Genomic DNA, 21,800 nt, shown 5'->3' on the forward strand with positions numbered 1-21,800 from the left:
ATGCAGAGGAGTACCCCGGTGAGTCAGCCGGAGATGCAGCCCGAAGGGCTGCCCCGCAACGATTCCGGTGTGCCCGGTCCGGCCGGTTCCGCCGCTCATTCCGGTACGGGCTCCGGCGCGCAGGGCCGGGATCTGACCGGAACGCCCTTCCCGCTCGGCGACTGGGGCGACCCCGCCCAGCGGCTCGACGAGCTGTACCGCTGGGTCGAGGCCGACGCGCTGCGCACCGCCGACTGGTATCTGGGCGACCGGGTGGGGAAGCGGCGTGGGGCCAGGGTGCTGCGGATGGGGACCGCGGCCGGCGCCGTCGCGGGCGCCGCGCTGCCGCTGTTCGACCTGACGGGAGCGCTCCACGGCACGGCGGGCTGGGGCTATCTGTCGCTGCTGATGGGTGCCGCGTGCATGGCGTGCGACCGGTACTTCGGCCTGACGTCGGGCTGGATAAGGAATCTCGCGACGGCCCAGGCCGTACAGCGGCGGCTCCAGGTGCTCCAGTTCGACTGGGCCTCGGAGTGCGTACGCGAGGTGCTCGGACCGACCGAGGGGACGGCGAGCGAGGCGACCGAGCGGTGCCTCGGCGTGCTGCGGCGGTTCTCGGAGGACGTCACGGAGCTCGTACGGTCGGAGACCGCGGACTGGATGGTGGAGTTCCGGGCGGGCCCCGCGCCGATGGGGATGCAGGCGCTGGTGTCCGGCGGCACGGGCGGTGGGCGTACGGACCAGGGCGCGCAGCCGGGACGGTTCCCGTTGCAGTCGATGGGCCGGCCGAACATGCCGCGGCAGCGACCGCCGGAGTCCCCGCGATGACCGGTGACGGTCAGTAGCGATCGGTGACCGGTGGCCGGTGATCACCGCGGGGTTCCGGCGGGCGCCTTGTCCGTCGGCTCGCCCGTCGGCTCGTCGTCGGTCTGCCCTCGGCTCGTCCTCGGCTTGCCCGTCAGCTCGCCCGTCGGCTTGACCGTCAGCTGAAAATGATCATTGAGCCCTGGGCGAGGCTGCGGGTGGCCGCCGCGTGCAGGCCGAGCCAGACGTGGCGTTCCCGGGCGAACGGGTTGTCGTCGTACAGGAACGGGACCGCCGGTTCCTCCAGCGTGGTGGGCGCGGCGGGCGGGAGCGGGGCGGCCGGCGGGTTGGCCGGGTTGATGCCGATGGACGCGGCGACGAACTCCAGCTCCCTCAGCAGCCCGTGCGAGGAGCCGAGCGGGCCGCCGCCCTGGAGCAGGTCGTCGGTGGAGAGCGGTGCCGCGAAGTCCAGCGGGACGTACGCCCCCGCGTGGTCGTAGTGCCACACCAGGTGCGACTGCTGGGCCGTCGACTCGAACATCTCCAGCAACTGCTCGTAGTCCCCGCCCAGTTCGTCCACGGGTGTGACGGCGAGGCCGCTGAGCTGGAGCAGGTAGGCGCGGCGCAGGAAGTGCAGGGCGTCGTAGTCGAAGCCCGCGACCGGGGCCACGTCGCCGGTCAGGCCGGGCATGTAGGCGTAGACGGGTACGGGCGGCAGCCCTGCCTCGCCCAGCGCCTTGTCGAAGACGGCTATCTCTTCGGCGAAGGGGTTGTCGGGGCTGTGGCACAGCACATCGACGAGGGGGACCAGCCACAGGTCACAGGCCACGAAGTCTCGCTCTCCAACAGGTGCGTGCGATGGTCGGGACAGCGTAATGCGGCCGGCACGTCGCGGACAGTGGTCCCCCATGACCGGCTTCGGGGACCCGCGCCGGTCAGGCTTCCGGCCGCGTACCGGCCGGGCTTCCGGACGGGCGGCGGTCAGGCCGCTCCCGGATGCGTCGGCCCCGCGAGTTCGTCCGCCGCGGGCGGCTGCGGCTCGGGGCCGGGGCGGGCCGGGCCTCTGGCCACGAGCCGGTCCGCCCAGCTCCTCGCGTGGGAGTAGTACTCGTCGATCACCACACGCAGCGCTTCGCGGTCCCGGTCCGCTACAGCGGCGACGAGGTCGGCGTGCCCCTTCCAGAGCCAGTCCCGTGCGTCCACGTCGCCACGCAGGTACGGCACGGCGAACATCCAGGCCTGGACGCGCAGCCGGTGCAGGAAGTCGCTGATGTACGCGTTCCCGGTGAGCGCGCCCAACTCGCGCCAGAAGCGCAGGTCGTAGCCGATGAGGATGTCCAGGTCACCGCCGCGCGCCGCGCGGGTGGCCTCCTCGGCCCGGCGGTGTACGGAGACGAGCGCCTCCCGGTACTTCGACTGCCGTTCCGGGGACGGGGACTGATCGCGGAAAACGTCCCGGATCACCCCGTCGATGACCAGGGTGCGGGCCTCGACCATCGCCCGGTAGTCCGCGACGGTGAACTGGTGCACCCGGAATCCGCGGTGCTGATCGGATTCGAGCAGGCCCTGCGCGGAGAGATCGAACAGCGCTTCCCGGACGGGCGTCGCGGAGACGCCGTACTGCTCGGCGATCTGCTTGACGGTGAACTCGCACCCCGGCTGAAGACGCCCCGCGAGCACCTCGTCACGCAGCGCGTCCGCGATCTGCTGGCGCAGCGTACTGCGGGTGACAGCTCCGCGCGCGGGCATGGCGCCCCTCCCCTGTTTCGGTTTCGGCCACCTTAGACCGATCGGGCCGTTCCGGCCTGTGAGGGGAGGGGCGCTGTGCGCGGAGGGTGCTTAAACGGTGTGCTCGTCGGCCACCGACAGTGCGATGTCCAGCGCCGCCAGGCCTTCCTTGGCCTCGGCCTCGGTGACGTTGCAGGCCGGAACGGCATGGGTGCGGTTCATGTTGATGAAGGGCCACAGGCCGTTCTTCTTCGCCGCCGCCCCGAAGGCCGCCATCGGGGCGTTGGCCTCGGCCGTCGCGTTGTACGGGACCAGCGGCTCGCGGGTCTCCTTGTTGCGGACCAGCTCCAGCGCCCAGAACGCGCCGAGGCCGCGGACCTCGCCGACCGACGGGTGGTTCTCGGCGAGCTCGCGCAGACCGGGGCCGAGGACCGTCTCGCCGATGCGGGTGGCGTTCTCGATGACCTTCTCGTCCTCCATCACGTGGATGGTGGCGACGGCGGCCGCGCAGGCCAGCGGGTGGCCGGAGTACGTGAGTCCGCCCGGGTAGGGGCGGGTGTCGAAGGTGGCGGCGATCTCGGCGGAGATGGCGACGCCGCCGAGCGGTACGTAACCGGAGTTGACGCCCTTGGCGAAGGTCATCAGGTCCGGCACCACGTCGAAGTGGTCGGCGGCGAACCACTTGCCGGTGCGCCCGAATCCGGCCATCACCTCGTCGAGGACGAAGACGATGCCGTAGCGGTCGCAGATCTCGCGGACACCGGCGAGATAGCCGGGCGGCGGCGTCATGATGCCGGCCGTGCCCGGGATGGTCTCCAGGATGATCGCGGCGACGGTCGCGGGGCCCTCGAAGGCGAGGGTGTCCTCCAGGTGCTGGAGCGCGCGGGCGCACTCCTCCGCCTCGGTCTCGGCGTGGAACGGCGAGCGGTAGAGGAACGGGGCCCAGAACCGGACGACGCCTGCCGAGCCGTTGTCGGACGGCCAGCGGCGCGGGTCACCGGTCAGGTTGATCGCGGTGGAGGTGGCGCCGTGGTAGGAGCGGTAGGCGGAGAGCACCTTCGTGCGGCCGGTGTGCAGCCGGGCCATCCGGACGGCGTTCTCGACGGCCTCGGCGCCGCCGTTGGTGAAGAAGATCTTGTCCAGGTCGCCGGGGGTGCGCTCGGCGATGAGGCGTGCGGCCTCGGAGCGCGACTCGATCGCGAAGGCGGGCGCGAAGGTCGTCATCTTCCCCGCCTGCTCCTGGATCGCGGCGACGACGGTGGGGTGCTGATAACCGATGTTGGTGTAGACGAGACCGCTGGTGAAGTCCAGGTAGCGGTTGCCGTCGTAGTCCCAGAAGTACGCCCCCTCGGCGCCGGCGACGGCGAGCGGGTCGATCAGGCCCTGGGCGGACCAGGAGTGGAACACGTGCGCGCGGTCGGCGGCCTTCACGGCTGCCCCGGCGGCGGCGTCGGGGTGAGGGGTCATAGGGCGAGCGTAGGACGCGGCGGGCGCGGACCGGTATGGCCACCTTGTATGGAGTGGGGCGCGTGGTTCGGCAGGGTGTCGGGTCGGCGCCTCGTGGGCGGACCTCTACGCCGCGGCGATGACGACCGGAGGGCCCTGCGGACCGTCGGGCCACAGCCACAGCGCGCCGGGCGGCGCCGTGCCGGTCAGGCACGCGATGAGCGGTTCCCGACGCAGGCGCGACGGGTGTGCGGCCAGGCGGGACAGGGCCTCGTCGATCGGAACCCAGGCGGCTTCCAGCACCAGCTCGTCCGGATCGAGCGAGCCCAGTGTCCCCGTCGGCTGCCCGGCACGGAAGGTCATGACGGTCCAGGTGCCGTCCCAGCCCGGGTCGTCGATGACCACGTGCTGCGAGACGCAGGCCAGGCTCGTCGGCCCGGACACACTCAGCCCGGTCTCCTCGTGGACCTCGCGCACGAGGGCGTCGTGCGCGAGTTCGCCCGGCTCGACCACGCCACCGGGAAGAACCCACTGCTCCGGCTCTCCCGGGAGGCGCTCGCGAACCATCAGCAGGCATCCATCGTGCTCGACCATGGCGGACACGATCGTTCTTGACTCGCCGGACATCCGGCCGGTCTCCCCTCGACCTGTCTCGACGGCGCGGGCATGCGACCGTCGAGATCGCCGAATTCGGTTCTGTCGTACGCGCATTGGCGATCACGCAGCCGTACAGGGACGGTACACCCGCGGCACGATCGGGCCCGTCCGGCGTTTGAGGACAAGCCCCGGGCACCGACCCGCCACCGCACAGCGTCACCGCACAACCGCGCCGCTATTCTCGACCCGTCCGGCGTGTCGTCGTACGGGGGAGGACTGCACACCATGGAGAAGCTCGGCTCGGTGGAACCGCAACGCATCGGCGGATACCGCCTGTTGGGCCGACTCGGTGCGGGTGGGATGGGTCAGGTGTACCTGGCCCGCTCCGACCGCGGACGCACGGTCGCGATCAAGCTGGTACGCGCGGAACTCGCCGAACAGCAGATGTTCCGCGACCGGTTCAGGCAGGAGGTCATGGCCGCGCGCCGCCTCGGCTCCACCTGGACCGCCCCCGTGCTGGACGCCGACACCGACGCCGATGTGCCCTGGGTCGCCACCGGTTACGTTGCCGGACCCTCCCTCCAGGCCACCGTCTCGGGGCGCGCGAGCACCTCGTCCGGCCCTGCCCCCGGCGCGTACGGGCCGCTGCCCGAACGCTCGGTCCACATCCTGGGCAGCGGTCTCGCGCACGCGCTGCGGGCCATCCACGCCGCCGGGCTCATCCACCGCGACCTCAAGCCGTCCAACATCCTGCTGACGATCGACGGCCCGCGCGTCATCGACTTCGGTATAGCCCGGGCCCTGGACACCGTCACCGACGGCGGCCTCACCCGCACCGGCGCCCTGGTCGGCTCGCCCGGCTTCATGTCGCCCGAGCAGGTGCGGGGCGAGCGCGTGACCACGGCGTGCGACGTGTTCTGTCTGGGCTCGGTGCTGGCGTACGCGTCGACCGGTCGGCTCCCGTTCGGGGCGGCGGCCAGTGGGGTGCACGCGCTGCTGTTCCGGATCGCGCAGGAGGACCCGGACCTGACGGGGGTGCCGGTGGATCTCGTGGAGCTGATCCAGGACTGCCTGCGCAAGGACCCGGGGGCCCGGCCGACGACCGACGAGATCCTGGACCGGCTGGCCGAGGACAACACGTCGGAACCCTGGCTTCCGGGGGCGCTCATCGCCCAACTCGGCCGCCACGCGGTGGAACTGCTCGACTCGGAGGACCCGCAGGACCCACGGGACCCGCAGGCCGCACAGGCCGCACAGGGCCCGCAGTCCGCACAGGCCACGCAGGCCACGCAGGCCACGCAGGCCACGCAGGACCTTCAGGACCCTCAGCGTCCGCAGGACCCGAGGTCCGCGCAGGACCCTGCGTCCGCCGAGGTCCCGGAGGCCCCCGGCACCCCCGAAGCCCCCGAGACCCCCGAGACCCCTGCGGACGCGGTCCCTCAGGGCACCCCGCCCCCGCTCCCCGCCGAACCGCCCACGCCACCGGGGCACCCCGCACCGGACGGCGCCCACGCCGTCCCCACCGTGGTCGGCACCCAGCGACCCGCCGCCCAGCAACCCGGCACCCAGCCACCCGCCGCCCCGGCGGCCGGCCCGCCGCCGCCCGGAACTACCGCTCCCGGGTACGGACACCCGCAGCAGCCCGCCCAGCCGTACCCGGGCCCGTACCCGACCGCTGGCCCGGCCCCGGCCCCGGGCTACGGCTACCCGCAACAGCAGAACCCCGGCCCGCACCAGAACCCCAACCAGGGCTACGCGTACGGCTATCCGCAGCAGCCCGGGTTCGGCACCACACCCCCGTACGGCCCGCCGTATCCGACCGGCACCCAGTTCCCCGAGCCCGCCCGCCGGAGAACAGGCTCGACCGTCGCCCTCGTCGCGATCGCAGTCCTCGTCGCCATAGGGGCGGGCGGCTCCGTCTACGCGCTGATGAGCGACGGCGGCACCCCCGACCCGTCCCCCAGCCGCTCGGCCACCGCATCCCCGTCGGACGGCTCCTCCGACTCGGCCTCCCCCACGGGCCCGCAGGACCCGTCGCCCACCGACGACGGGAAGAACATCGACGACGGGAAGAACGGCGACCAGGACGGCGTCCCCGAGGCCTATCTGGGCACCTGGTCCAGCGGTATCGACAACGCCTCCGGCCACTCCACCCGCGAACTCGTCATCCAGCAGGGCGGGCCCGGCGACACCGTCCTCAGCCTCACCGCGGAGGGCCCGACCGACACCGGCGGCACCTACCGCTGCGTCTTCCAGGCGGATCTGACGGACAAGGCCACCGGCGACGAGCCGCTCCGCGTCAGCCCCTCCACGGTGACGCTCGGCCAACCCATGTCGTCCTGCACACCGGGCGGCCCGACCACTCTCACCCTGCTCCCGGACGGCACCCTGAGCCGCGAGAACACGGACACCGGCGAGAAGCTCACGTACACGAAATCCGACTGAACCGACTCGGTCCCGTCCCCAGGCCCAAGCCCCGCCCGAGGTCCAGGCCCCACCCAAGGCCCAAGCCCCGCCCCGGGCCCGCCGTCTCCCGTGCGGCCACCTCGCTGACCCTGAACCGCAACAAGGCGCTGTACGACGGGCATCGACAGCCCGGCCGCCGCCCCCTCCCCGGTTCGGCGCCGCGAGGCCCTAGACCAGGGGTTTGACCGACATCAGCAGGTGCTGGTGCGGCGGCGTCGGCCCGGACCCTTCCGCCGTGCCCAGCGCGTCCCTGTGGGTGTCGTGTCCGGTGACCATGGCGCGCTGCCCCGGGCCCATCAGCCGGAAACGGACGACCGGCTCGTCGAACGACGCCAGCGCGTCCATCAGGTAGGAGGGGTTGAAGGCGACCGCCATCTCCTCGGCGCCCACCAGACCGGCGGGCAGCCGCTGGGACGCCACGTCGTCCTCGTAACCGGCCTGGAGCAGCACCGAGCCGCTGCGGAAGGCGAGTTGGAGCGGGCTGTCGTTGTCCGCCACCACCGAGACCCGTTTCACCGCCTCGACCAGGGGCTCGCGGTCGGTGACCGCCGTGACCGGGTCCGCCATCGCGAACAGCTTGTCGTGGCGTGGCAGTCGGCCGTCCAGGAGCCGGACCGTGGTGCGCATCCCGGCCAGCTCGAAGCCCGCCGACCCGCTGTCCAGCGCGAGGCTGACCAGGCCCGCGCGGCCGAAGGAGCGGGCGATCTCGGAGAGCCGGCGGGCCGAGACGACGACATCGGCCGACACGTCCGCCGCTGCGGGCTTCCAGCCGAGCGTACGGACGGCGAAGCGGTACCGGTCCGTGGCCGCCAGCGTCATCCGGTCGCCGTCCAGCCCCAGCCTGATCCCGGTGAGCGTCGGCAGGGTGTCGTCCCGGCCCGCCGCCACCGTCACCTCCGCGACGGCCGCCGCGAACTCCCGGCAGTCCACGGCCCCGAGGACCTCCGGCAGCGGCGGCAGCGAGGGGTAGTCGTCAAGGGGCAGCACCGAGAGGCCGAATCCGGCGCCGCTGCCCGTCACCGTGAACCGGGAACCCTCCACCGCGCACTCCACCGCCCCCTCGGGCAGCACCTTGCAGACGTCCAGCAGCCGGCGGCCCATGACCAGCACCTTGCCGGGCCGTACGGTCTCGGCGTCCACCTCGATACGGGCGGACGCCTCGTAGTCGAGGCCGGAGATGCACAACTGCCCGTCCGCAGCCTCCAGCAGCAGCCCGCCCAGTACGGGAACGGGTGACCGGGTGGGCAGCACCCGGGCCGCCCAGGCGACGGCGTCGGCCAGGGCGCCGCGCTCGATCCGGAACTCCATGGTGGTGACCTCTCCTCGCACGCCGAAGACCATCTCTGGTCCCGACGCTAAGGGTCACCACTGACAACGCGACGAAAAGGCGGTTGCGGCCGACGCCGGCGGACACCCCCGTGAGCCGCTGCCGTCGTCCCCCGTGCGTCTCCCCAGAGAGGCCCGCAACCGCGTTCGGACTCTAGGTCGCGGGGTAGGAGCCGGTAAAGATTCAGATCGCACTGTGTGGCCGCTCAGAGGTATCAGTCCGCACAACCAGACCGGTACGCTTCGCTCCGGTTTCTGCGAGGAGCGGGGGAGACGTGCACGCGCGCGGACGGGCCGACGACGTCATCCGGATGCACGGACTCGCCCGCTCCGGCGGCTCGCAGGAGCTGCTGCGCTGGGTGTCCGGCCGTGCCGACGGCTGGGCGGGACTGCTCGGCGGTGACGGCACCGTCCTGCGCGGCGTCGCCCGGGTCCCCGGACGGCGTACAGCCGGACGGGGAGCGCCTCCGGCAGTGAAGCCGGACGCGCCCCCCGTCCGCGGGAGCCCCGTCCAGGGGGCTCAGCCGGTCAGCAGCCCAGGTTCGATCCGGGCGTGGTGCCGAGGATCGACACGAAGGCCTGGTACCTGTCGATCCGGCTCTGGACCTGGGCGGGGTTGCCGCCGTTGCACTCGATGGAGCCGTTGATCGAGCGGATCGTCTGACCGAACCCGGCACCGTTCACCATGGCGTTGTGGGCCGTCATGCTGCCGGGGCCGTTCTGGGTGTTCCAGTACCAGAGGCCGGTCTTCCAGGCCACGGCGGCGTTCTGCTCGACCAGGTAGGGGTTGCCCAGCAGGTCGATGCCGAGCGCGTCACCGGCGGCCTTGTAGTTGAAGTTCCAGCTGAGCTGGATCGGGCCGCGGCCGTAGTACGAGGCCTGGCCCGCGGGGCAGCCGTAGGGCTGGCTGCTGTCGCAGTAGTGGGGGTAGTTGGCCGTGTTCTGCTCGACCACGTACACCAGGCCGCCCGTCTCATGGCTGACGTTGGCGAGGAACGCGGCCGCCTCCTGCTTCTTCACGGTGTCGCTGCCGGTGTTGGCGAAGCCCGGGTAGGCGCTCAGCGCGGCGGTGAGACCGCTGTAGGTGTAGAAGGAACTCCGGCTCGGGAACATCTGGTTGAACTGTGCCTCGCTGACGACGAAGCCGTCGGACGAACCGGGACCGCCCGGGTCCGTACCGCCGCCGCCGCAACTGCCCTGGTCGGCCCAGACGTCGGAGCGGCCCGGCGTCTCGTTCTGGGTCCACCACTTGGCGGTCCAGTTGTGCCCGTTGTACGAGGCGGCGCCGCCACCCGTGTAGACGGACGAGGAGTTCCAGGCAGCCGCGCAGTCGGCCGCGGAGGCGGTGGTGGCGGGGAGGATGACCAGCGTCGCGACGACCGCACTGATCGCGGCGAGTACGCCCATGATGCGTTTGATCATGTGAAGACTCCTTCGGCGCGGCGCACCGAGCTCATCGGTGCGCCGCCATGGGGGGTGCCGACACTCAAGCGCTACTGGTCTGAACCTGTCAAGGTCTAGACCAACGCGAGGAGCCCTCCCAACGCGCCGCCGACACAGGGACACAACACCGCCCCGCCCCTCCGCAGGCGCCTCAACAGGGCCGATCCCGGCCTCGGCCACTTTACGACCGCGCCCGGAACGGCACCGGACCCGAAGGTAAAACCTTCGGGCCCGTCCGGCATGCGGGACGCCATACTGTCCGGCCGGTCAGCCGCGCATCCCGTAGCACCGTGCCTGTCGAACCGTCAGCAGGTGAGCCCGGAACCCGGATTCGTATCGATGATGCCGGTGATCCGCTCGTACTTGGCGACCCGCGCCCGCACCGAAGCGGGGTTGCCGCCGTCGCACTCCAGCGCCCCGTTGAGCGAGCGGATCGTCTCGCCGAACCCGGCGCCGCCGACCATGGCCTCGTGCGAGGTCATGGTGCCGGGGCCGTTCTGGGTGTTCCAGTACCAGAGCGCGGTCTGCCAGGCGACCGACGGGTCCTGCTCGACCAGCCACGGGTTGTTCAGCAGGTCGAGGCCGAGCGCGTCACCGGCGGCCTTGTAGTTGAAGTTCCAGCTGAACATGATCGGGCCGCGGCCGTAGTACGCGGACTGACCGGCCGGGCAGCCGAAGGGCCGGCTGTAGTCGCACTTGATCCAGTAGTTGGCCTCGTTGATCTCCTTCACGTACTGGAGGCCGACCGACTCGAAGTCGGCGTGCGTCAGGAACGCCGCCGCCTCCCGGCTCCGCATCGCCTCGGTCCCGGTGTTCGCGAAGCGCGGGTAGGTGTGCAGGGCGTCGATCAGCCCCTGGTACGTGTAGCAGGAGTCGCGGTCCGGGAAGATCCGGTCGAACTCCGCCTCGCTGATGACGAAGTCGGACACCCCGCCCGCACAGGCCCCGCCGCCGGCCGACCCGTTCCCCTCATCCGGCTCGGGACTCAGATCGTGAGGGGTTCCCAGACCGGCAGCCAGACGTCGTTGGCCACCCCACGCGGGGTGCAGACGTACTGGATCAGATCGTTCCCGACACCGACACCGCCGGCGACGTTGAGGCACTTGCCGCTGGACTTGGCGACGATCTGGTAGCCGATGCCCTTGGGCACAAACTTCCACAGCTCGTTGTCGGCGCTTCCACAGGTGTACTGGATGATCTGGGTACCGTTGGCGCTCCCGCCTCCGTTGACGTTGAGGCACTTGCCGCTGCCTACGCCCTTGAACCGGTAGTAGCCGCCCAGAGCCGCGTCCGCGTCCCAGCGCTCGTTGGTCGTGCCGGACCAGGGGTACTGGATGACCGGGGCACCGTTGTCCGTGGCCGCTCCCCGGACGTTGGCGACCTGACCCGGGTCACTGGCGAGCCTGAGAGTGAACTGCTGGGCGACGATGGACCGGAGAGCGGGGCTCTCGTCATCGGCAGCCGCCGTAACGGCCGTGCTGGACACGAGTGCGGCGGTGCATGCGAGAGCACCCGCGGCGGCAGCCCACTTCTGGTAAAGCTTCATACTTTGCTCCGGTTCTACTGATGCACCAGAAACGGAATCGTCTCTTTATGCAGTCACCTGACTACCGACAGTAGCTAGACGAGGGGCTGGGGCACAGAGGGCACACGAAGCACCCGGAGTGCCTGAAATGACCCCGCACGCCCGCGTTTGCGACCGGTGTCTCCGCCGTCAGATGTTTGACTCGACCCTCACGGGCGCACGCCGAGCCCGCAGTGACCTTCCGTCAGGGCGTTCGGCGCGTGGCGAGCGCGCCCTTGCTTGCTCGCCCACACCCTCACGCGGTCGCCGCTGACACCGGAACGAGCGGACTCGGTGTTGCTGACCGTGGTGCGGTCGGTCCGATGGAGCGTGGCGGCCTCGTCGATCGTCATCCCGACGTGCTCGCGCACCCTGCGCAGCTCGGCCCCGAGACGTCGCTGCCGCTCGGTGGACGGTTTCCGGACCGGCATGAGCCGTCTCTCCCTCACCATCCGGTTGATCAGACATGGGCCTGACGTATGGCCACATTGGTCAAACCATCCGGCCGAGTCGCCGGGGACGACGCACCTCGACGCACATCGACGCACATCGACGCACATCGACGCAGCCTCGCGTCCTGAGCTCCTGCTCGTCACGCAGAGAGCGGGTACGCGAAGGCGGCCGACGCGTCCTCTCCGTCGGCCGCCGTCACGGTGTCTACAGGAACGAGTTGATCTCGATCGTCTCGGTCCGGCCGGGGCCGACGCCGATCGCGGAGATCGGGGCGCCGGACATCTCCTCCAGCGCCTTCACGTAACCCTGCGCGTTCTTCGGCAGGTCGGCGAAGGTCTTCGCCTTGGTGATGTCCTCGGACCAGCCCGGCAGCATCTCGTAGATCGGCTTCGCGTGGTGGAAGTCGGTCTGGTTGTACGGGAGCTCCTCGACGCGCTTGCCGTCGATCTCGTACGCCACGCACACCGGGATCTGCTCCCAGCCGGTGAGGACGTCGAGCTTGGTGAGGAAGAAGTCGGTCAGGCCGTTGACCCGGGTCGCGTAGCGCGCGATCGGGGCGTCGAACCAGCCGCAGCGGCGGTCACGGCCGGTGGTGACACCGCGCTCGCCACCGATGCGGCGCAGCGCCTCGCCGTCCTCGTCGAGCAGCTCCGTCGGGAACGGACCGGCGCCGACGCGCGTCGTATAGGCCTTGAGGATGCCGATGACCCGGCTGATCTTCGTCGGGCCCACGCCGGAACCGGTGCAGGCGCCGCCCGCGGTCGGGTTCGACGAGGTGACGAAGGGATACGTACCGTGGTCGACGTCGAGCAGCGTGCCCTGACCGCCCTCGAAGAGGACGACCTTGCCCGCGTCGATGGCGTTGTTCAGGATCAGCGTCGTGTCGGCGACGAAGGGCTTGATCTGCTCCGCGTACTGGAGCATGTCCTCGACGACCTTGCCGGCCTCGATCGCGCGCCGGTTGAAGACCTTGGCCAGGAGCTGGTTCTTCTGCTCCAGGGCCGCCTCGACCTTCTGCTCCAGGATCGACTCGTCGTAGAGGTCCTGGATGCGGATGCCTACGCGGTTGATCTTGTCGGCGTACGTCGGGCCGATACCGCGCCCGGTCGTGCCGATCTTGCGCTTGCCGAGGAACCGTTCCGTCACCTTGTCGACCGTGACGTTGTACGGGGTGATCAAATGAGCGTTACCGCTGATCAGCAGCTTGGACGTGTCCACGCCGCGGTCGTTCAGTCCACTCAGCTCGGAGAGCAGGACGGCCGGGTCGACCACGACACCGTTCCCGATGACCGGGGTACACCCCGGTGACAGGATTCCGGAGGGGAGGAGATGCAGTGCGTACTTCTGGTCGCCGACGACGACCGTGTGGCCGGCATTGTTGCCGCCTTGGTAACGCACCACATAGTCCACGGATCCACCGAGGAGGTCGGTGGCCTTCCCCTTGCCCTCGTCACCCCACTGAGCACCGAGCAGCACAAGTGCGGGCACAGGCGTACACCCCTTCCGGGCGGGGCATGTCCAAGGTCAGGGGGCGTAAGTAAACGCCGTACATGCCGTACGTCGTTGTACGACAAAGCCTGAACCGTCGAACCGGGTGCCCCGGAATAGACCAAGCCCCTGGCGCAATAGCGCAAGGGGCTCTTGCACCAAGATGCTACCCGAGGAAGGACCGAGGTGTCGGCTGCCCAGCCCCCCGGTAACGGTGCGCCCCATCTGCTGGTGGTGATCGATCCGGTTGCCCGCCGCACGGACGGCGAGTCCGTCCGGATCGCGAAGGACGTGTTGAGCGCCGGTGCGCACGCCAAGATCTGCCTCCCCGACGGGCCCGAGGAATTCGCCCGGGCCCTCTCCCGCAGGGGTGGCCGACGGCCGGTGGTGGTCGGGGACGACCGGGCGCTGAGGCGCGCGGTGACCCTGCTGCACCGGGAGCGGGAACCGGCCGGAAGCGCCCTCTCGCTGATCCCGGTCGGCGCCGCGGCGGCGCTGGAACTCTCCCATTCACTCGGTGTGCCGACGGGTGCGGTGGCGGCGGCCCGCACCGCGCTCGACGGCGCGGTGCGACGGCTGGACCTGCTGGTCGACGACAGCGACGGCGTGGTCCTGGGCGCGCTGCGCATCCCGGCCCTGAGCGGCGCCGCACCGGGCACGGAGGCCTCCCACTCGGGCGTCACGGCGGTCTGGGACACCTGCCGCTCCCTGGTCCGGACCCTGGTGCACCCCGCGCCCTCGGTGCTGCCCGCCCCGCTGCGCACGCACCGGCTGCGGATCGAGGCGGACGGCGTCCTGCTGAACGATCTGGACCGCCCGGTCGAATCGGTGACGGTGACGTCGGGGCGCGGCGGAGGCGGCCTCGCGGAGGTGACGATCCACCCGCTGGACGGCGCCCCGGTCACCACGGAGGTCAAGGCCGTCACGGTCTCCGGGGCGGACTTCCGCTACCGCGCGGACATACAGGTCGGCGGGCCGGTCCGGACACGGACCTGGACGGTGCGGGCGGGCGCGTGGGGGCTGATGCTGCCGGTGCCGACGGGGTAGCTCCCCGCGCCGGGCCCGTGGTGCCAGGCCACGCGGCGCCGGGCCGCTGCGGTGCCGGGCCGCTGCAGCGCCCGTGGGCCCGTCGGCCGCAGGGTCGTCAGGCGCTCGCGGGCCCGTCGGCCGCCGACAGGTCGAGGGTCTTCCGGTGTTCGCGCCAGCGGTCCATCATGGCGGCCAGCTCGCCCTGCATGAACTCGAAGAACGCCGCCGTCTCGGCCAGCCGGGCGCCCGCCGGAGTGTGTTCGCCCAGGGCGCCGACACCGTCCTTGAGGGTCTGCTCCCACCGGGTTAGCACCCGGTCGCGGCTGGTGAAGGTGGTGTACCAGATCTCGTTGTGCAGGCGGTAGCGGTCGCGGCGGGAGCCCGGTTCGCGTTCGCGGCCGACCATGCTGACCTGAGTGAGGTAATTCACCGCGCCGGACACGGCGGCCGGGCTGATCTGCAGCGCCAGGGCGAGCTCGGCCGAGGTCATCGAGGCGTCGTCGTCGGCGAGCAGGGCGGCGAAGACCCGGGACGCCATCCGCTGCATCCCCGCCTCGGTCAGCTCGGACGCGAACCGCTCGACGAAGCGCGAGACCGCCTCCGCGTCCCGCTTCCCGGGCGTCCCGTCCGTATCCCGCTTCCCGGTCGCCCTGTCCGTCTCCCGCTTCGCAGAGGCATCGCCCGTGACCTGCCGACCCCCCTGCCGATCCCGTGCGTTCTCTCCGGATTCGCTGCTCATCGGCCCATCGTCTCCCCTGCGTCCCCGGCCCCCGTCACTCATCTGAGTTTATACACTTCCTTAACTTCACAAGTTTGTGAAAGTAGCGTACCTTCAAAATCATGACGAAGGCAATCACCGTGGCTGGACTGCACAAGTCGTTCGGCCGGACGCACGCACTGGACGGGCTCGACCTGACCGTCGAGTCAGGTGAGGTCCACGGCTTCCTCGGGCCCAACGGGTCCGGGAAGTCCACCACCATCCGGGTCCTGCTGGGCCTGCTGCGGGCCGACGCCGGCGCCGCCCAGCTGCTCGGCCGCGACCCGTGGCGCGACGCGGTGGAACTGCACCGGCGGGTGGCCTACGTCCCCGGTGACGTCACGCTGTGGCGCAACCTCTCCGGTGGCGAGGTGATCGATCTGTACGGGCGGCTGCGCGGCGGCCTGGACGCCGCGCGCCGCGCCGACCTCGTGGAGCGGTTCGAGCTCGACCCGACCAAGAAGGGGCGTACGTACTCCAAGGGCAACCGGCAGAAGGTCGCCCTCGTCGCCGCGTTCGCCTCCGATGTGGACCTGCTGATCCTGGACGAACCGACCAGCGGGCTGGACCCGTTGATGGAGGAGGTCTTCCAGAGCTGTGTCGCCGAGGAGCGCGACCGCGGGCGGACGATCCTGCTCTCCAGCCACATCCTCAGCGAGGTCGAGTCGCTCTGCGACCGGGTCAGCATCATCCGCCAGGGGCGGACGGTGGAGACCGGCTCGCTGGCCGGCATGCGCCATCTGACCCGTACGAACATCAGCGCCGAGCTGGCCGCCGAGCCCAACGGGCTCGCGGGGCTGCCCGGGGTGCACGACCTCGACATCCAGGGACACCAGGTCACGCTCCAGGTCGACACGGACAAGCTGGACGCCGTCCTCAAATCGCTCTCGGCGTCCGGGGTCCGCTCGCTGACCAGCACACCGCCCACGCTGGAGGAGCTCTTCCTGCGGCACTACACGGCGGACGCCGCCCCGGTGGCGGAGGTGGCGGCGCGATGACTGCCGTGACCATGACCGCACCGGCCGGAACCGGACGCCGGGCCGGGACCGGGACCGGGCAGCTCACGGGGACCTGGGCCCTGCTGAGGCTCGCCCTGCGGCGCGACCGGATCATCATGCCGCTCTGGGTGCTCGTGCTCGGCGGCTCGTTCTCCTCCGTCGGGAAGTCCATCTCCTCGCTCTACGGGACGGCCGCCCAGCGCGCCGATCTCGCTGCCTCGATGAACGGCAACAGCTCCCTGCGGGCGATGTACGGGCCAGTGTTCAACGACTCCGTGGGCGGGCTCGTCAGCTGGCGCATGATCGCCTTCGGTGCCGCGCTGGCCGCGGTGATGAGCCTGGTCGTCGTCGTGCGGCACACCCGGGAGGAAGAGGAGACCGGCCGTCAGGAGATGCTCTCCTCGGCCATGGTGGGGCGCAGAGCCCCCCTGACCGCCGCGTTGCTCGCCGCCGCGATCGCCAACGCCGCGCTGGCCCTGGTGATCATCGCCGGGATGGCCGGGTCGGGGGCGGGCGGCGCCGGCGCGGTGGCGATCGCGCTGGCCGTCGCCGGGGTCGGTGTGCTGTTCGCCTGCACCGCGGCGATCGCCGCGCAGTTCACCGAGAGCGCCCGGCTCGCGAAGGGGCTGTCGGCCGCGGTGGTCGGCGCCGCGTTCGTCCTGAAGGCGGCGGGCGACTCCGCGACGGACGACGGCTCGTCCGTGTTCACCTGGCTCTCCCCCATCGGCTGGGCGGAGAACGTCCGGCCGTACGCGTCCGAGCGGTGGTGGGTGCTCCTGGTGATCGTCGGGGCCGTGGTGGTGCAGTGCGCCGTCGCGTACGCGCTGACCGCGCGGCGCGATGTCGGCATGAGCTTCCTGGCGACGCGGCCGGGGCCCGCCCGGGGCCGGATCTCCACCGCGTTCGGGCTCGCCGTGCGGCTCCAGCGCGGTGCGCTGCTGGGGTGGACGGTGTCCTTCGCCGCGGTCGGTGTCGTCTTCGGCGGGCTGACCGGCGGAGCGGCCGACCTCGTGGGGGACAACGAGAAGACCAAGGAGATCTTCGAGCGAATGGGCGGACAGGCTGGTCTGACCGATGCGTTCCTCGCCTCGATGGTCTCCGTGCTCGGCACGGTGGCGGCGCTGTACATCGTCTCCTCGGTCCTGCGGCTGCACGGCGAGGAAACCGCCGGGCGGGCCGAACCGGTGCTGGCGGGCGGGGTAGGCCGGATCGGCTGGGCGGCCGGCCATCTGCTCATCGCCTTCGGCGGCGCGGCCCTGATCATGGTGGCCGGCGGTCTCGGCCTCGCCGCGGGGTACGGGCACGAGCTGCCTGCCGTGCTCGGCGCCTCCCTGATACAACTGCCCGCCATCTGGCTGCTCGGCGGGGTGACGGTCCTGCTGTACGGGGCGCTGCCGAAGGCCGCCGCGGCGGCCTGGGGCCTCGTGGGGCTCTGTCTGGCACTGGGCTGGATCGGTCCCGCCCTGAATCTGCCGCAGCCGGTGATGAACCTGTCGCCGTTCACGCACCTGCCGAAGCTGCCGGGGGCGGGGATGGAGTGGGGACCGGTGGCGCTGCTCACCGTGCTCGCGGTGGCGCTGGTGGCCGGCGGTCTCTCGTCGCTGCGGAGGCGTGACGTGCTGAACTGAGCGGGACGGCCTGCAACCCGTGGGCGGCCGGTGGGCGTCACCCCGGGTATGAACGATCGACGCGAAGCCCTGACCGGAATTGCCGGATACGCCGTGGCCGCGGCCGGGGCGGCCGCCGGAATGCTCGTCTGGGCGCCCTACGCCCGGCGCGGCCTCTTCAGCAGCCTGGAGGGCCACTCCGAGTGGGACGTGGTCTGGCACGGCCTGCCGGTCATGACCTTCGGCGGCATCGCGGCCGCGCTGGGCGCCATGTGCCTCGTACGTGGGATGTGGCGACGGGCCCTCGGCTTCGGGGCGATCCTCGCGGCCCTGGCCGTCGTCGGGGTGACGTTCCAGGTGCTCGACGGACCTCCGCCGCCCTGTGGGTCGGTCTGCTGAGAGCAGTCACCGGCCCGCAGCAGCCGTCACCGGGGCCCCGGCCCGTCACAGCTCGACGCGCAGCTCCTTCACTCCCCGGATCACGTACCCGGGGTTCCACTCCGGCTCCGCGACCAGCCGCATGCCGGGCGCCCGCCGCAGCAACTCCCCGAAGGAGGAGATCAGTTCCACCCGGGCCAGCGGGGCACCCAGACAGAAGTGAATGCCCGCGCCGAAGGTGATGTGCGGGTTCTCCTGCCGGGAGAGGTCCAGCGTGTCCGGGTCGGGGAAGCGGGCCGGGTCGCGGTTGGCCGAGCCGAAGAGCAGGGCCACCTCGGAACCGCGCGGAATGACCGTGCCGCCGATCTCGATGTCGTCCAGGACCCAGCGCTCGAACATCTGGAGCGGGGTGTCGTACCGCATCAGCTCCTCCACGGCGGACGGCAGCAGCCCGTGGTCGGCCCGCAGCGCGGCCAGCTGCTCGGGGTGGCGCAGCAGCGTCCACCAGCCGTTCACCGTGGTGTTGACGGTCGCCTCGTGTCCCGCGTTCAGGAGCAGCACACAGGTGGAGACCATCTCCTGTTCGGTCAGCCGCTCGCCCTCGTCGTGGGCGGCGATGAGCGCGGAGATCAGATCCGTGCCCGGGTTCCCCCGCCGCTCGGCGATCAGCCCGCGCAGATACGCGGAGAAGTCGAGCGAGGCGCGGACCGCCGCGCGGGCGGTCTCCTCCGACGGGTTCAGCTCGAACATCCCGCAGATCGCCGCCGACCAGGGCCGCAGCGGCGCACGGTCGGACTCCGGGATGCCGAGCATCTCGGCGATCACGGCGACGGGCAGCGGCTCGGCGACCGCCGTGAGCAGATCGCCGCCGCCCTGCGCGACGAAGTCGTCGACGAGCCCAGCCGCCAGCCGCCGCACGGTCGGCGCGAGCTGCTCGACGGTACGCGGGGTGAACGCCTTGGACACCAGCCGCCGGATCCGCGTGTGGTCCGGCGCCTCCAGGTCCAGCATCCCCTGCCCGTTCAGCGTCTCGAACGGCTCGTGCTCGGCGGGCGGAGCGGTGCGCCCGAACTCCTCGTGCGTGAAGCGGTGCAGATACGTCCGCCCCAGCCGCCGGTCACGCAGCAGCGCGGACACATCGGCGTGGTGCGGGATGAGCCACTGGTCGGTTGGCTCGAAGTAGTGCGCCCGGCCGGTGGCACGCAGCTCGGCATAGGCGGGGTACGGATCGGCGACGAACGCCGCTGACCACGGGTCGAAGGGGGCGGAGGATCCGGAGGCGGCACGCGAGGGCTGTTCCATGAACCGACGCTAACCGGCCACCCGCCACCGGGCCAACCCCCTCCAGCCCCGCGCCCGACCACAGGACAGGAAGACGTGACCGGACCGACCGCACCTTCCCGCCCTGCCCTGCCCCGCCGCGTCCCTCCCCGCCCCGCACCTCCCCGCCCTGCCCTGCCCCGCCGTGTCCCTCCCCGCCCCGCACCTCCCCGCCCTGCCCTGCCCCGCCGCATCCCTCTCCTCCCCGCACCTCGCCTCCCCTGCCTGCCCCGCCCCTCAGGACGGTGAGACCAGCCGGGCCTCGTACGCGAAGACGGCCGCCTGGGTGCGGTCGCGCAGGCCCAGCTTGACCAGGATGCGGCTCACATGGGTCTTGACGGTGGACTCGGCGACGATGAGGTGCGAGGCGATCTCCGCGTTCGACAGGCCCTGCGCGATGAGGACCAGCACCTCAGTCTCGCGCTCGGTGAGGTCGCCGATCCGGGCCAGTGCGGGCGGGCGCGGGGCGGCCGCGAGCTTGGAGAACTCGTTGATCAGCCGCTTGGTGACGCTGGGCGCGAGCAGTGCCTCGCCGGAGGCCACCACCCTTACCCCGTCCGCGAGTTGCCGGGCCGAGGCGTCCTTGAGGAGGAAGCCGGAGGCGCCGGCGCGCAGCGCCTGGTAGACGTACTCGTCGAGGTCGAAGGTGGTCAGCACCAGCACCTTGGCGGTGGCGTCGGCGGCGACGATCTCGCGGGTCGCCTCGATGCCGTTGAGCTCCGGCATCCGGATGTCCATCAGCACCACGTCGGGGCGGAGCGCAGCGACCTGTGAGACGGCCTCGCGGCCGTTGACCGCCTCGCCGACGACCTCGATGCCCGGCATCGCGTTGAGCAGCACCGAGAAGCCCTCGCGGACCATCATCTGGTCGTCGACGATCAGTACCCGGATCGGAGCACCCACGTCGGTCGTCATGACTGCTCCACGGGTACGTCGGAGGTGGCCTGCTGGACGGGGATGAAGGCCGTGACCTCGTAGCCGCCGTCCGTGGTCGTCTCGGCGGTCATCTCACCGTTCAGCATCGTGACCCGTTCCCGCATGCCGGTGATCCCGTGTCCGGCGCCCGGCGAGGGTTTCACCGGGCCGGTCGGCGGGCCGTTGACGACGCGCAGTCCGAGCCCGCCCAGCACATAGCCGATCTCGACCTTCGCGGTGGCACCCGGTGCGTGCCGCAGGGTGTTGCTGAGGGCCTCCTGGATGATCCGGTACGCCGACAGTTCGACGCCCTGCGGCAGTTCGCGCACCGCGCCGGTCACCGTCTTCTCCGTCGGCAGGCCCGCCTCGCCGACATTGGTGAGGAGGCCGTCGAGCTCGGCCAGGGTGGGCTGCGGGGCGTCCGGTGCCTCGTAGCCCTCGGCCCGTACGACGCCGAGCACCCGGCGCAGTTCGGTGAGGGCCGCCACGGCGTTCTCCCGGATCGTGATGAAGGCCTGCTCCAGTTCGGGCGGCGGATTCTCCACCCGGTACGGGGCGGCCTCGGCCTGGATCGCGACGACCGACATGTGGTGGGCGACCACGTCGTGGAGTTCGCGGGCGATGGTGGTGCGCTCCTCCAGCAGCGTGCGCCGGTCGCGTTCGACGGCGGTGACGGTGCGCTGCACGGTGACCTCGCGCTCCGCCTCCCGGCGGATCTGCACCAGGCTCACGATGAGCAGGGCGAACGCGGAGGTCACGGCCATGGCCGTGGTGTTCGACGAGGTGTGCCAGCCCGCGACGTTCTCCAGGATCGTGCCGAACAGCAGGGTCAGGCCCCACATCCAGGCGGCGGTGCGCGGCCGGGTCCGTGCCGCGACGACGATCAGCACGACCAGGTTGGCGAAGAAGGCGCTCGGCGCCCATGGCCCGTCGACACCGACGAAGACCGCGAACACCGGGGTCAGCGTCATCGACATCCAGAACGCCCCGACCGGCCTGATCAGCGTCATCGCGACGCAGACGGCGGGCAGCAGCCCGGACAGCAGGACGCCGGCGTTGCCGGTGTCGGCGAACCCCGCCATGAACGTGATCAGCGCGGCCCCCAACACCACCGCGTGCGGAGTCCACCCGGCACGCGCCCGGAGCCGCCGCGGCAGCCGCCGGGTCAGCGGCCCGTCGGTCCGCATCGGTGGCAGCGGGCGGTAGGCGAACGCGTCATCGATGAGGTCCTGCCGCAGGCCGCTTATGGCCCCTGCGGCCGCCCGGTGCTCCGGGCTTCTGGTCTTGGTCTCGGTCACGCTTCCAAGGTAGGCGGCACGGCGGGCGGGGTCGTCAGCACAGATACGGATCCTGGAGCGTCCGTCGCAAGTACTACCCGGGCCGGCCCCGTTCACGTACCGCGGGTTTCACGAGCCCGGCCTGACAGTCTCCTCGGCCACCGACCACGGGTTTCACGAGCCCGGCCTGACAGTCTCCTCAGCCACCGACCACGGGTTTCACGA

The 21,800-nt window shown here is 71.3% G+C and carries 20 protein-coding genes; 6 read left to right on the plus strand and 14 right to left on the minus strand.

What is annotated here, in order from left to right; all coding sequences use genetic code 11:
- Positions 1–33 precede the first annotated feature (33 nt).
- A complete protein-coding gene (locus FHX80_RS12705) occupies positions 34–807 on the plus strand; it encodes an SLATT domain-containing protein (protein WP_145767261.1) in 774 nt (257 codons plus the stop codon).
- Positions 808–961: 154 nt separating this feature from the next.
- On the opposite strand, the gene FHX80_RS12710 is transcribed toward FHX80_RS12705, so the two are convergent.
- The 4 genes from FHX80_RS12710 to FHX80_RS12725 all read right to left on the minus strand — a co-directional run bounded on the left by FHX80_RS12710 (position 962) and on the right by FHX80_RS12725 (position 4,551).
- On the minus strand, positions 962–1,612 hold the full coding sequence (locus FHX80_RS12710) for a hypothetical protein (RefSeq protein WP_145764292.1): 651 nt from the start codon (positions 1,610–1,612) through the stop codon (positions 962–964).
- Between the two features lie 152 nt (positions 1,613–1,764).
- Positions 1,765–2,532 (minus strand): GntR family transcriptional regulator, encoded by a 768-nt coding sequence (locus FHX80_RS12715; protein WP_145764293.1) that lies wholly within the window; start codon positions 2,530–2,532, stop codon positions 1,765–1,767.
- 90 nt (positions 2,533–2,622) lie between these two features.
- Positions 2,623–3,978, minus strand: a complete 1,356-nt coding sequence (locus tag FHX80_RS12720; RefSeq protein ID WP_145764294.1) for an aspartate aminotransferase family protein — start codon at positions 3,976–3,978, stop codon at positions 2,623–2,625.
- A gap of 105 nt (positions 3,979–4,083) precedes the next feature.
- Positions 4,084–4,551, minus strand: a complete 468-nt coding sequence (locus FHX80_RS12725; protein ID WP_167523517.1) for an NUDIX hydrolase — start codon at positions 4,549–4,551, stop codon at positions 4,084–4,086.
- Positions 4,552–4,839: 288 nt separating this feature from the next.
- Here FHX80_RS12725 and FHX80_RS12730 point away from each other — a divergent pair, with 288 nt between their 5' ends.
- Positions 4,840–6,999, plus strand: a complete 2,160-nt coding sequence (locus FHX80_RS12730) for a serine/threonine-protein kinase (RefSeq protein WP_145764296.1) — start codon at positions 4,840–4,842, stop codon at positions 6,997–6,999.
- Between the two features lie 189 nt (positions 7,000–7,188).
- Here the strand turns inward: FHX80_RS12730 and dnaN are convergent, their stop codons facing one another.
- From dnaN to FHX80_RS12765, 6 genes are all read right to left on the minus strand, one after another.
- Positions 7,189–8,328, minus strand: coding sequence for a DNA polymerase III subunit beta (dnaN, locus tag FHX80_RS12735; RefSeq protein ID WP_145767262.1), 1,140 nt, complete (start codon positions 8,326–8,328; stop codon positions 7,189–7,191).
- A 546-nt stretch (positions 8,329–8,874) separates the two neighbouring features.
- Positions 8,875–9,768 (minus strand): glycoside hydrolase family 19 protein, encoded by an 894-nt coding sequence (locus FHX80_RS12745; RefSeq protein WP_145764298.1) that lies wholly within the window; start codon positions 9,766–9,768, stop codon positions 8,875–8,877.
- 326 nt (positions 9,769–10,094) lie between these two features.
- Positions 10,095–10,796, minus strand: coding sequence for a chitinase (locus FHX80_RS12750; protein WP_425281702.1), 702 nt, complete (start codon positions 10,794–10,796; stop codon positions 10,095–10,097).
- Positions 10,775–11,335: an RICIN domain-containing protein gene (locus tag FHX80_RS12755; RefSeq protein ID WP_145764300.1), complete on the minus strand. Its 561-nt coding sequence runs from the start codon at positions 11,333–11,335 to the stop codon at positions 10,775–10,777. Before FHX80_RS12755 ends, FHX80_RS12750 begins: the two co-directional genes overlap by 22 nt.
- Positions 11,336–11,523: 188 nt before the next feature.
- A complete protein-coding gene (locus FHX80_RS12760; protein WP_341874017.1) occupies positions 11,524–11,784 on the minus strand; it encodes a helix-turn-helix domain-containing protein in 261 nt (86 codons plus the stop codon).
- A 226-nt stretch (positions 11,785–12,010) separates the two neighbouring features.
- The gene (locus tag FHX80_RS12765) at positions 12,011–13,294 is read right to left on the minus strand and encodes an adenylosuccinate synthase (protein ID WP_145764301.1); all 1,284 of its coding nucleotides are present in this window, start codon (positions 13,292–13,294) and stop codon (positions 12,011–12,013) included.
- Positions 13,295–13,480: 186 nt separating this feature from the next.
- Between FHX80_RS12765 and FHX80_RS12770 the strand changes: the two genes are divergently transcribed.
- Positions 13,481–14,341: a diacylglycerol kinase family protein gene (locus FHX80_RS12770; RefSeq protein WP_145764302.1), complete on the plus strand. Its 861-nt coding sequence runs from the start codon at positions 13,481–13,483 to the stop codon at positions 14,339–14,341.
- A gap of 97 nt (positions 14,342–14,438) precedes the next feature.
- Here the strand turns inward: FHX80_RS12770 and FHX80_RS12775 are convergent, their stop codons facing one another.
- Positions 14,439–15,062, minus strand: coding sequence for a GbsR/MarR family transcriptional regulator (locus tag FHX80_RS12775; protein ID WP_145764303.1), 624 nt, complete (start codon positions 15,060–15,062; stop codon positions 14,439–14,441).
- A gap of 101 nt (positions 15,063–15,163) precedes the next feature.
- Here FHX80_RS12775 and FHX80_RS12780 point away from each other — a divergent pair, with 101 nt between their 5' ends.
- From FHX80_RS12780 to FHX80_RS12790, 3 genes are read left to right on the plus strand one after another with little or no spacing between them, the layout of a single operon-like run.
- Complete coding sequence (locus FHX80_RS12780; RefSeq protein WP_145764304.1) at positions 15,164–16,078, plus strand: ABC transporter ATP-binding protein; 915 nt, start codon at positions 15,164–15,166, stop codon at positions 16,076–16,078.
- On the plus strand, positions 16,075–17,706 hold the full coding sequence (locus FHX80_RS12785) for an ABC transporter permease (RefSeq protein WP_145764305.1): 1,632 nt from the start codon (positions 16,075–16,077) through the stop codon (positions 17,704–17,706). The genes FHX80_RS12780 and FHX80_RS12785 overlap by 4 nt, the downstream gene beginning before the upstream one ends.
- A gap of 48 nt (positions 17,707–17,754) precedes the next feature.
- The gene (locus tag FHX80_RS12790; protein WP_145764306.1) at positions 17,755–18,084 is read left to right on the plus strand and encodes a hypothetical protein; all 330 of its coding nucleotides are present in this window, start codon (positions 17,755–17,757) and stop codon (positions 18,082–18,084) included.
- A 45-nt stretch (positions 18,085–18,129) separates the two neighbouring features.
- Here FHX80_RS12790 and FHX80_RS12795 read toward each other — a convergent pair whose 3' ends face one another.
- From FHX80_RS12795 to FHX80_RS12805, 3 genes are all read right to left on the minus strand, one after another.
- Positions 18,130–19,365 carry a cytochrome P450 gene (locus FHX80_RS12795; protein WP_145764307.1) on the minus strand — a complete coding sequence of 412 codons (1,236 nt, stop codon included), beginning with the start codon at positions 19,363–19,365 and terminating at the stop codon, positions 18,130–18,132.
- A 255-nt stretch (positions 19,366–19,620) separates the two neighbouring features.
- A complete protein-coding gene (locus FHX80_RS12800; protein WP_145764308.1) occupies positions 19,621–20,298 on the minus strand; it encodes a response regulator in 678 nt (225 codons plus the stop codon).
- Positions 20,295–21,596 (minus strand): sensor histidine kinase, encoded by a 1,302-nt coding sequence (locus FHX80_RS12805; RefSeq protein WP_145764309.1) that lies wholly within the window; start codon positions 21,594–21,596, stop codon positions 20,295–20,297. Before FHX80_RS12805 ends, FHX80_RS12800 begins: the two co-directional genes overlap by 4 nt.
- Between the last annotated feature and the right edge of the window lie 204 nt (positions 21,597–21,800).

Source organism: Streptomyces brevispora, assembly GCF_007829885.1.
Classification (GTDB): Bacteria; Actinomycetota; Actinomycetes; order Streptomycetales; family Streptomycetaceae; genus Streptomyces; species Streptomyces brevispora.

Bases quoted from the DNA above. Each gene is read 5' to 3' on its own strand.
- FHX80_RS12725 (WP_167523517.1), bottom strand. From the start codon at position 4,551: ATGGTCGAGCACGATGGATGCCTGCTGATGGTTCGCGAGCGCCTCCCG.
- FHX80_RS12730 (WP_145764296.1), top strand. From the start codon at position 4,840: ATGGAGAAGCTCGGCTCGGTGGAACCGCAACGCATCGGCGGATACCGC.
- FHX80_RS12755 (WP_145764300.1), bottom strand. From the start codon at position 11,335: ATGAAGCTTTACCAGAAGTGGGCTGCCGCCGCGGGTGCTCTCGCATGC.
- FHX80_RS12720 (WP_145764294.1), bottom strand. From the start codon at position 3,978: ATGACCCCTCACCCCGACGCCGCCGCCGGGGCAGCCGTGAAGGCCGCC.
- FHX80_RS12715 (WP_145764293.1), bottom strand. From the start codon at position 2,532: ATGCCCGCGCGCGGAGCTGTCACCCGCAGTACGCTGCGCCAGCAGATC.
- FHX80_RS12775 (WP_145764303.1), bottom strand. From the start codon at position 15,062: ATGAGCAGCGAATCCGGAGAGAACGCACGGGATCGGCAGGGGGGTCGG.
- FHX80_RS12780 (WP_145764304.1), top strand. From the start codon at position 15,164: ATGACGAAGGCAATCACCGTGGCTGGACTGCACAAGTCGTTCGGCCGG.
- dnaN (WP_145767262.1), bottom strand. From the start codon at position 8,328: ATGGAGTTCCGGATCGAGCGCGGCGCCCTGGCCGACGCCGTCGCCTGG.
- FHX80_RS12705 (WP_145767261.1), top strand. From the start codon at position 34: ATGCAGCCCGAAGGGCTGCCCCGCAACGATTCCGGTGTGCCCGGTCCG.
- FHX80_RS12745 (WP_145764298.1), bottom strand. From the start codon at position 9,768: ATGATCAAACGCATCATGGGCGTACTCGCCGCGATCAGTGCGGTCGTC.
- FHX80_RS12760 (WP_341874017.1), bottom strand. From the start codon at position 11,784: ATGCCGGTCCGGAAACCGTCCACCGAGCGGCAGCGACGTCTCGGGGCC.
- FHX80_RS12800 (WP_145764308.1), bottom strand. From the start codon at position 20,298: ATGACGACCGACGTGGGTGCTCCGATCCGGGTACTGATCGTCGACGAC.
- FHX80_RS12795 (WP_145764307.1), bottom strand. From the start codon at position 19,365: ATGGAACAGCCCTCGCGTGCCGCCTCCGGATCCTCCGCCCCCTTCGAC.
- FHX80_RS12785 (WP_145764305.1), top strand. From the start codon at position 16,075: ATGACTGCCGTGACCATGACCGCACCGGCCGGAACCGGACGCCGGGCC.
- FHX80_RS12790 (WP_145764306.1), top strand. From the start codon at position 17,755: ATGAACGATCGACGCGAAGCCCTGACCGGAATTGCCGGATACGCCGTG.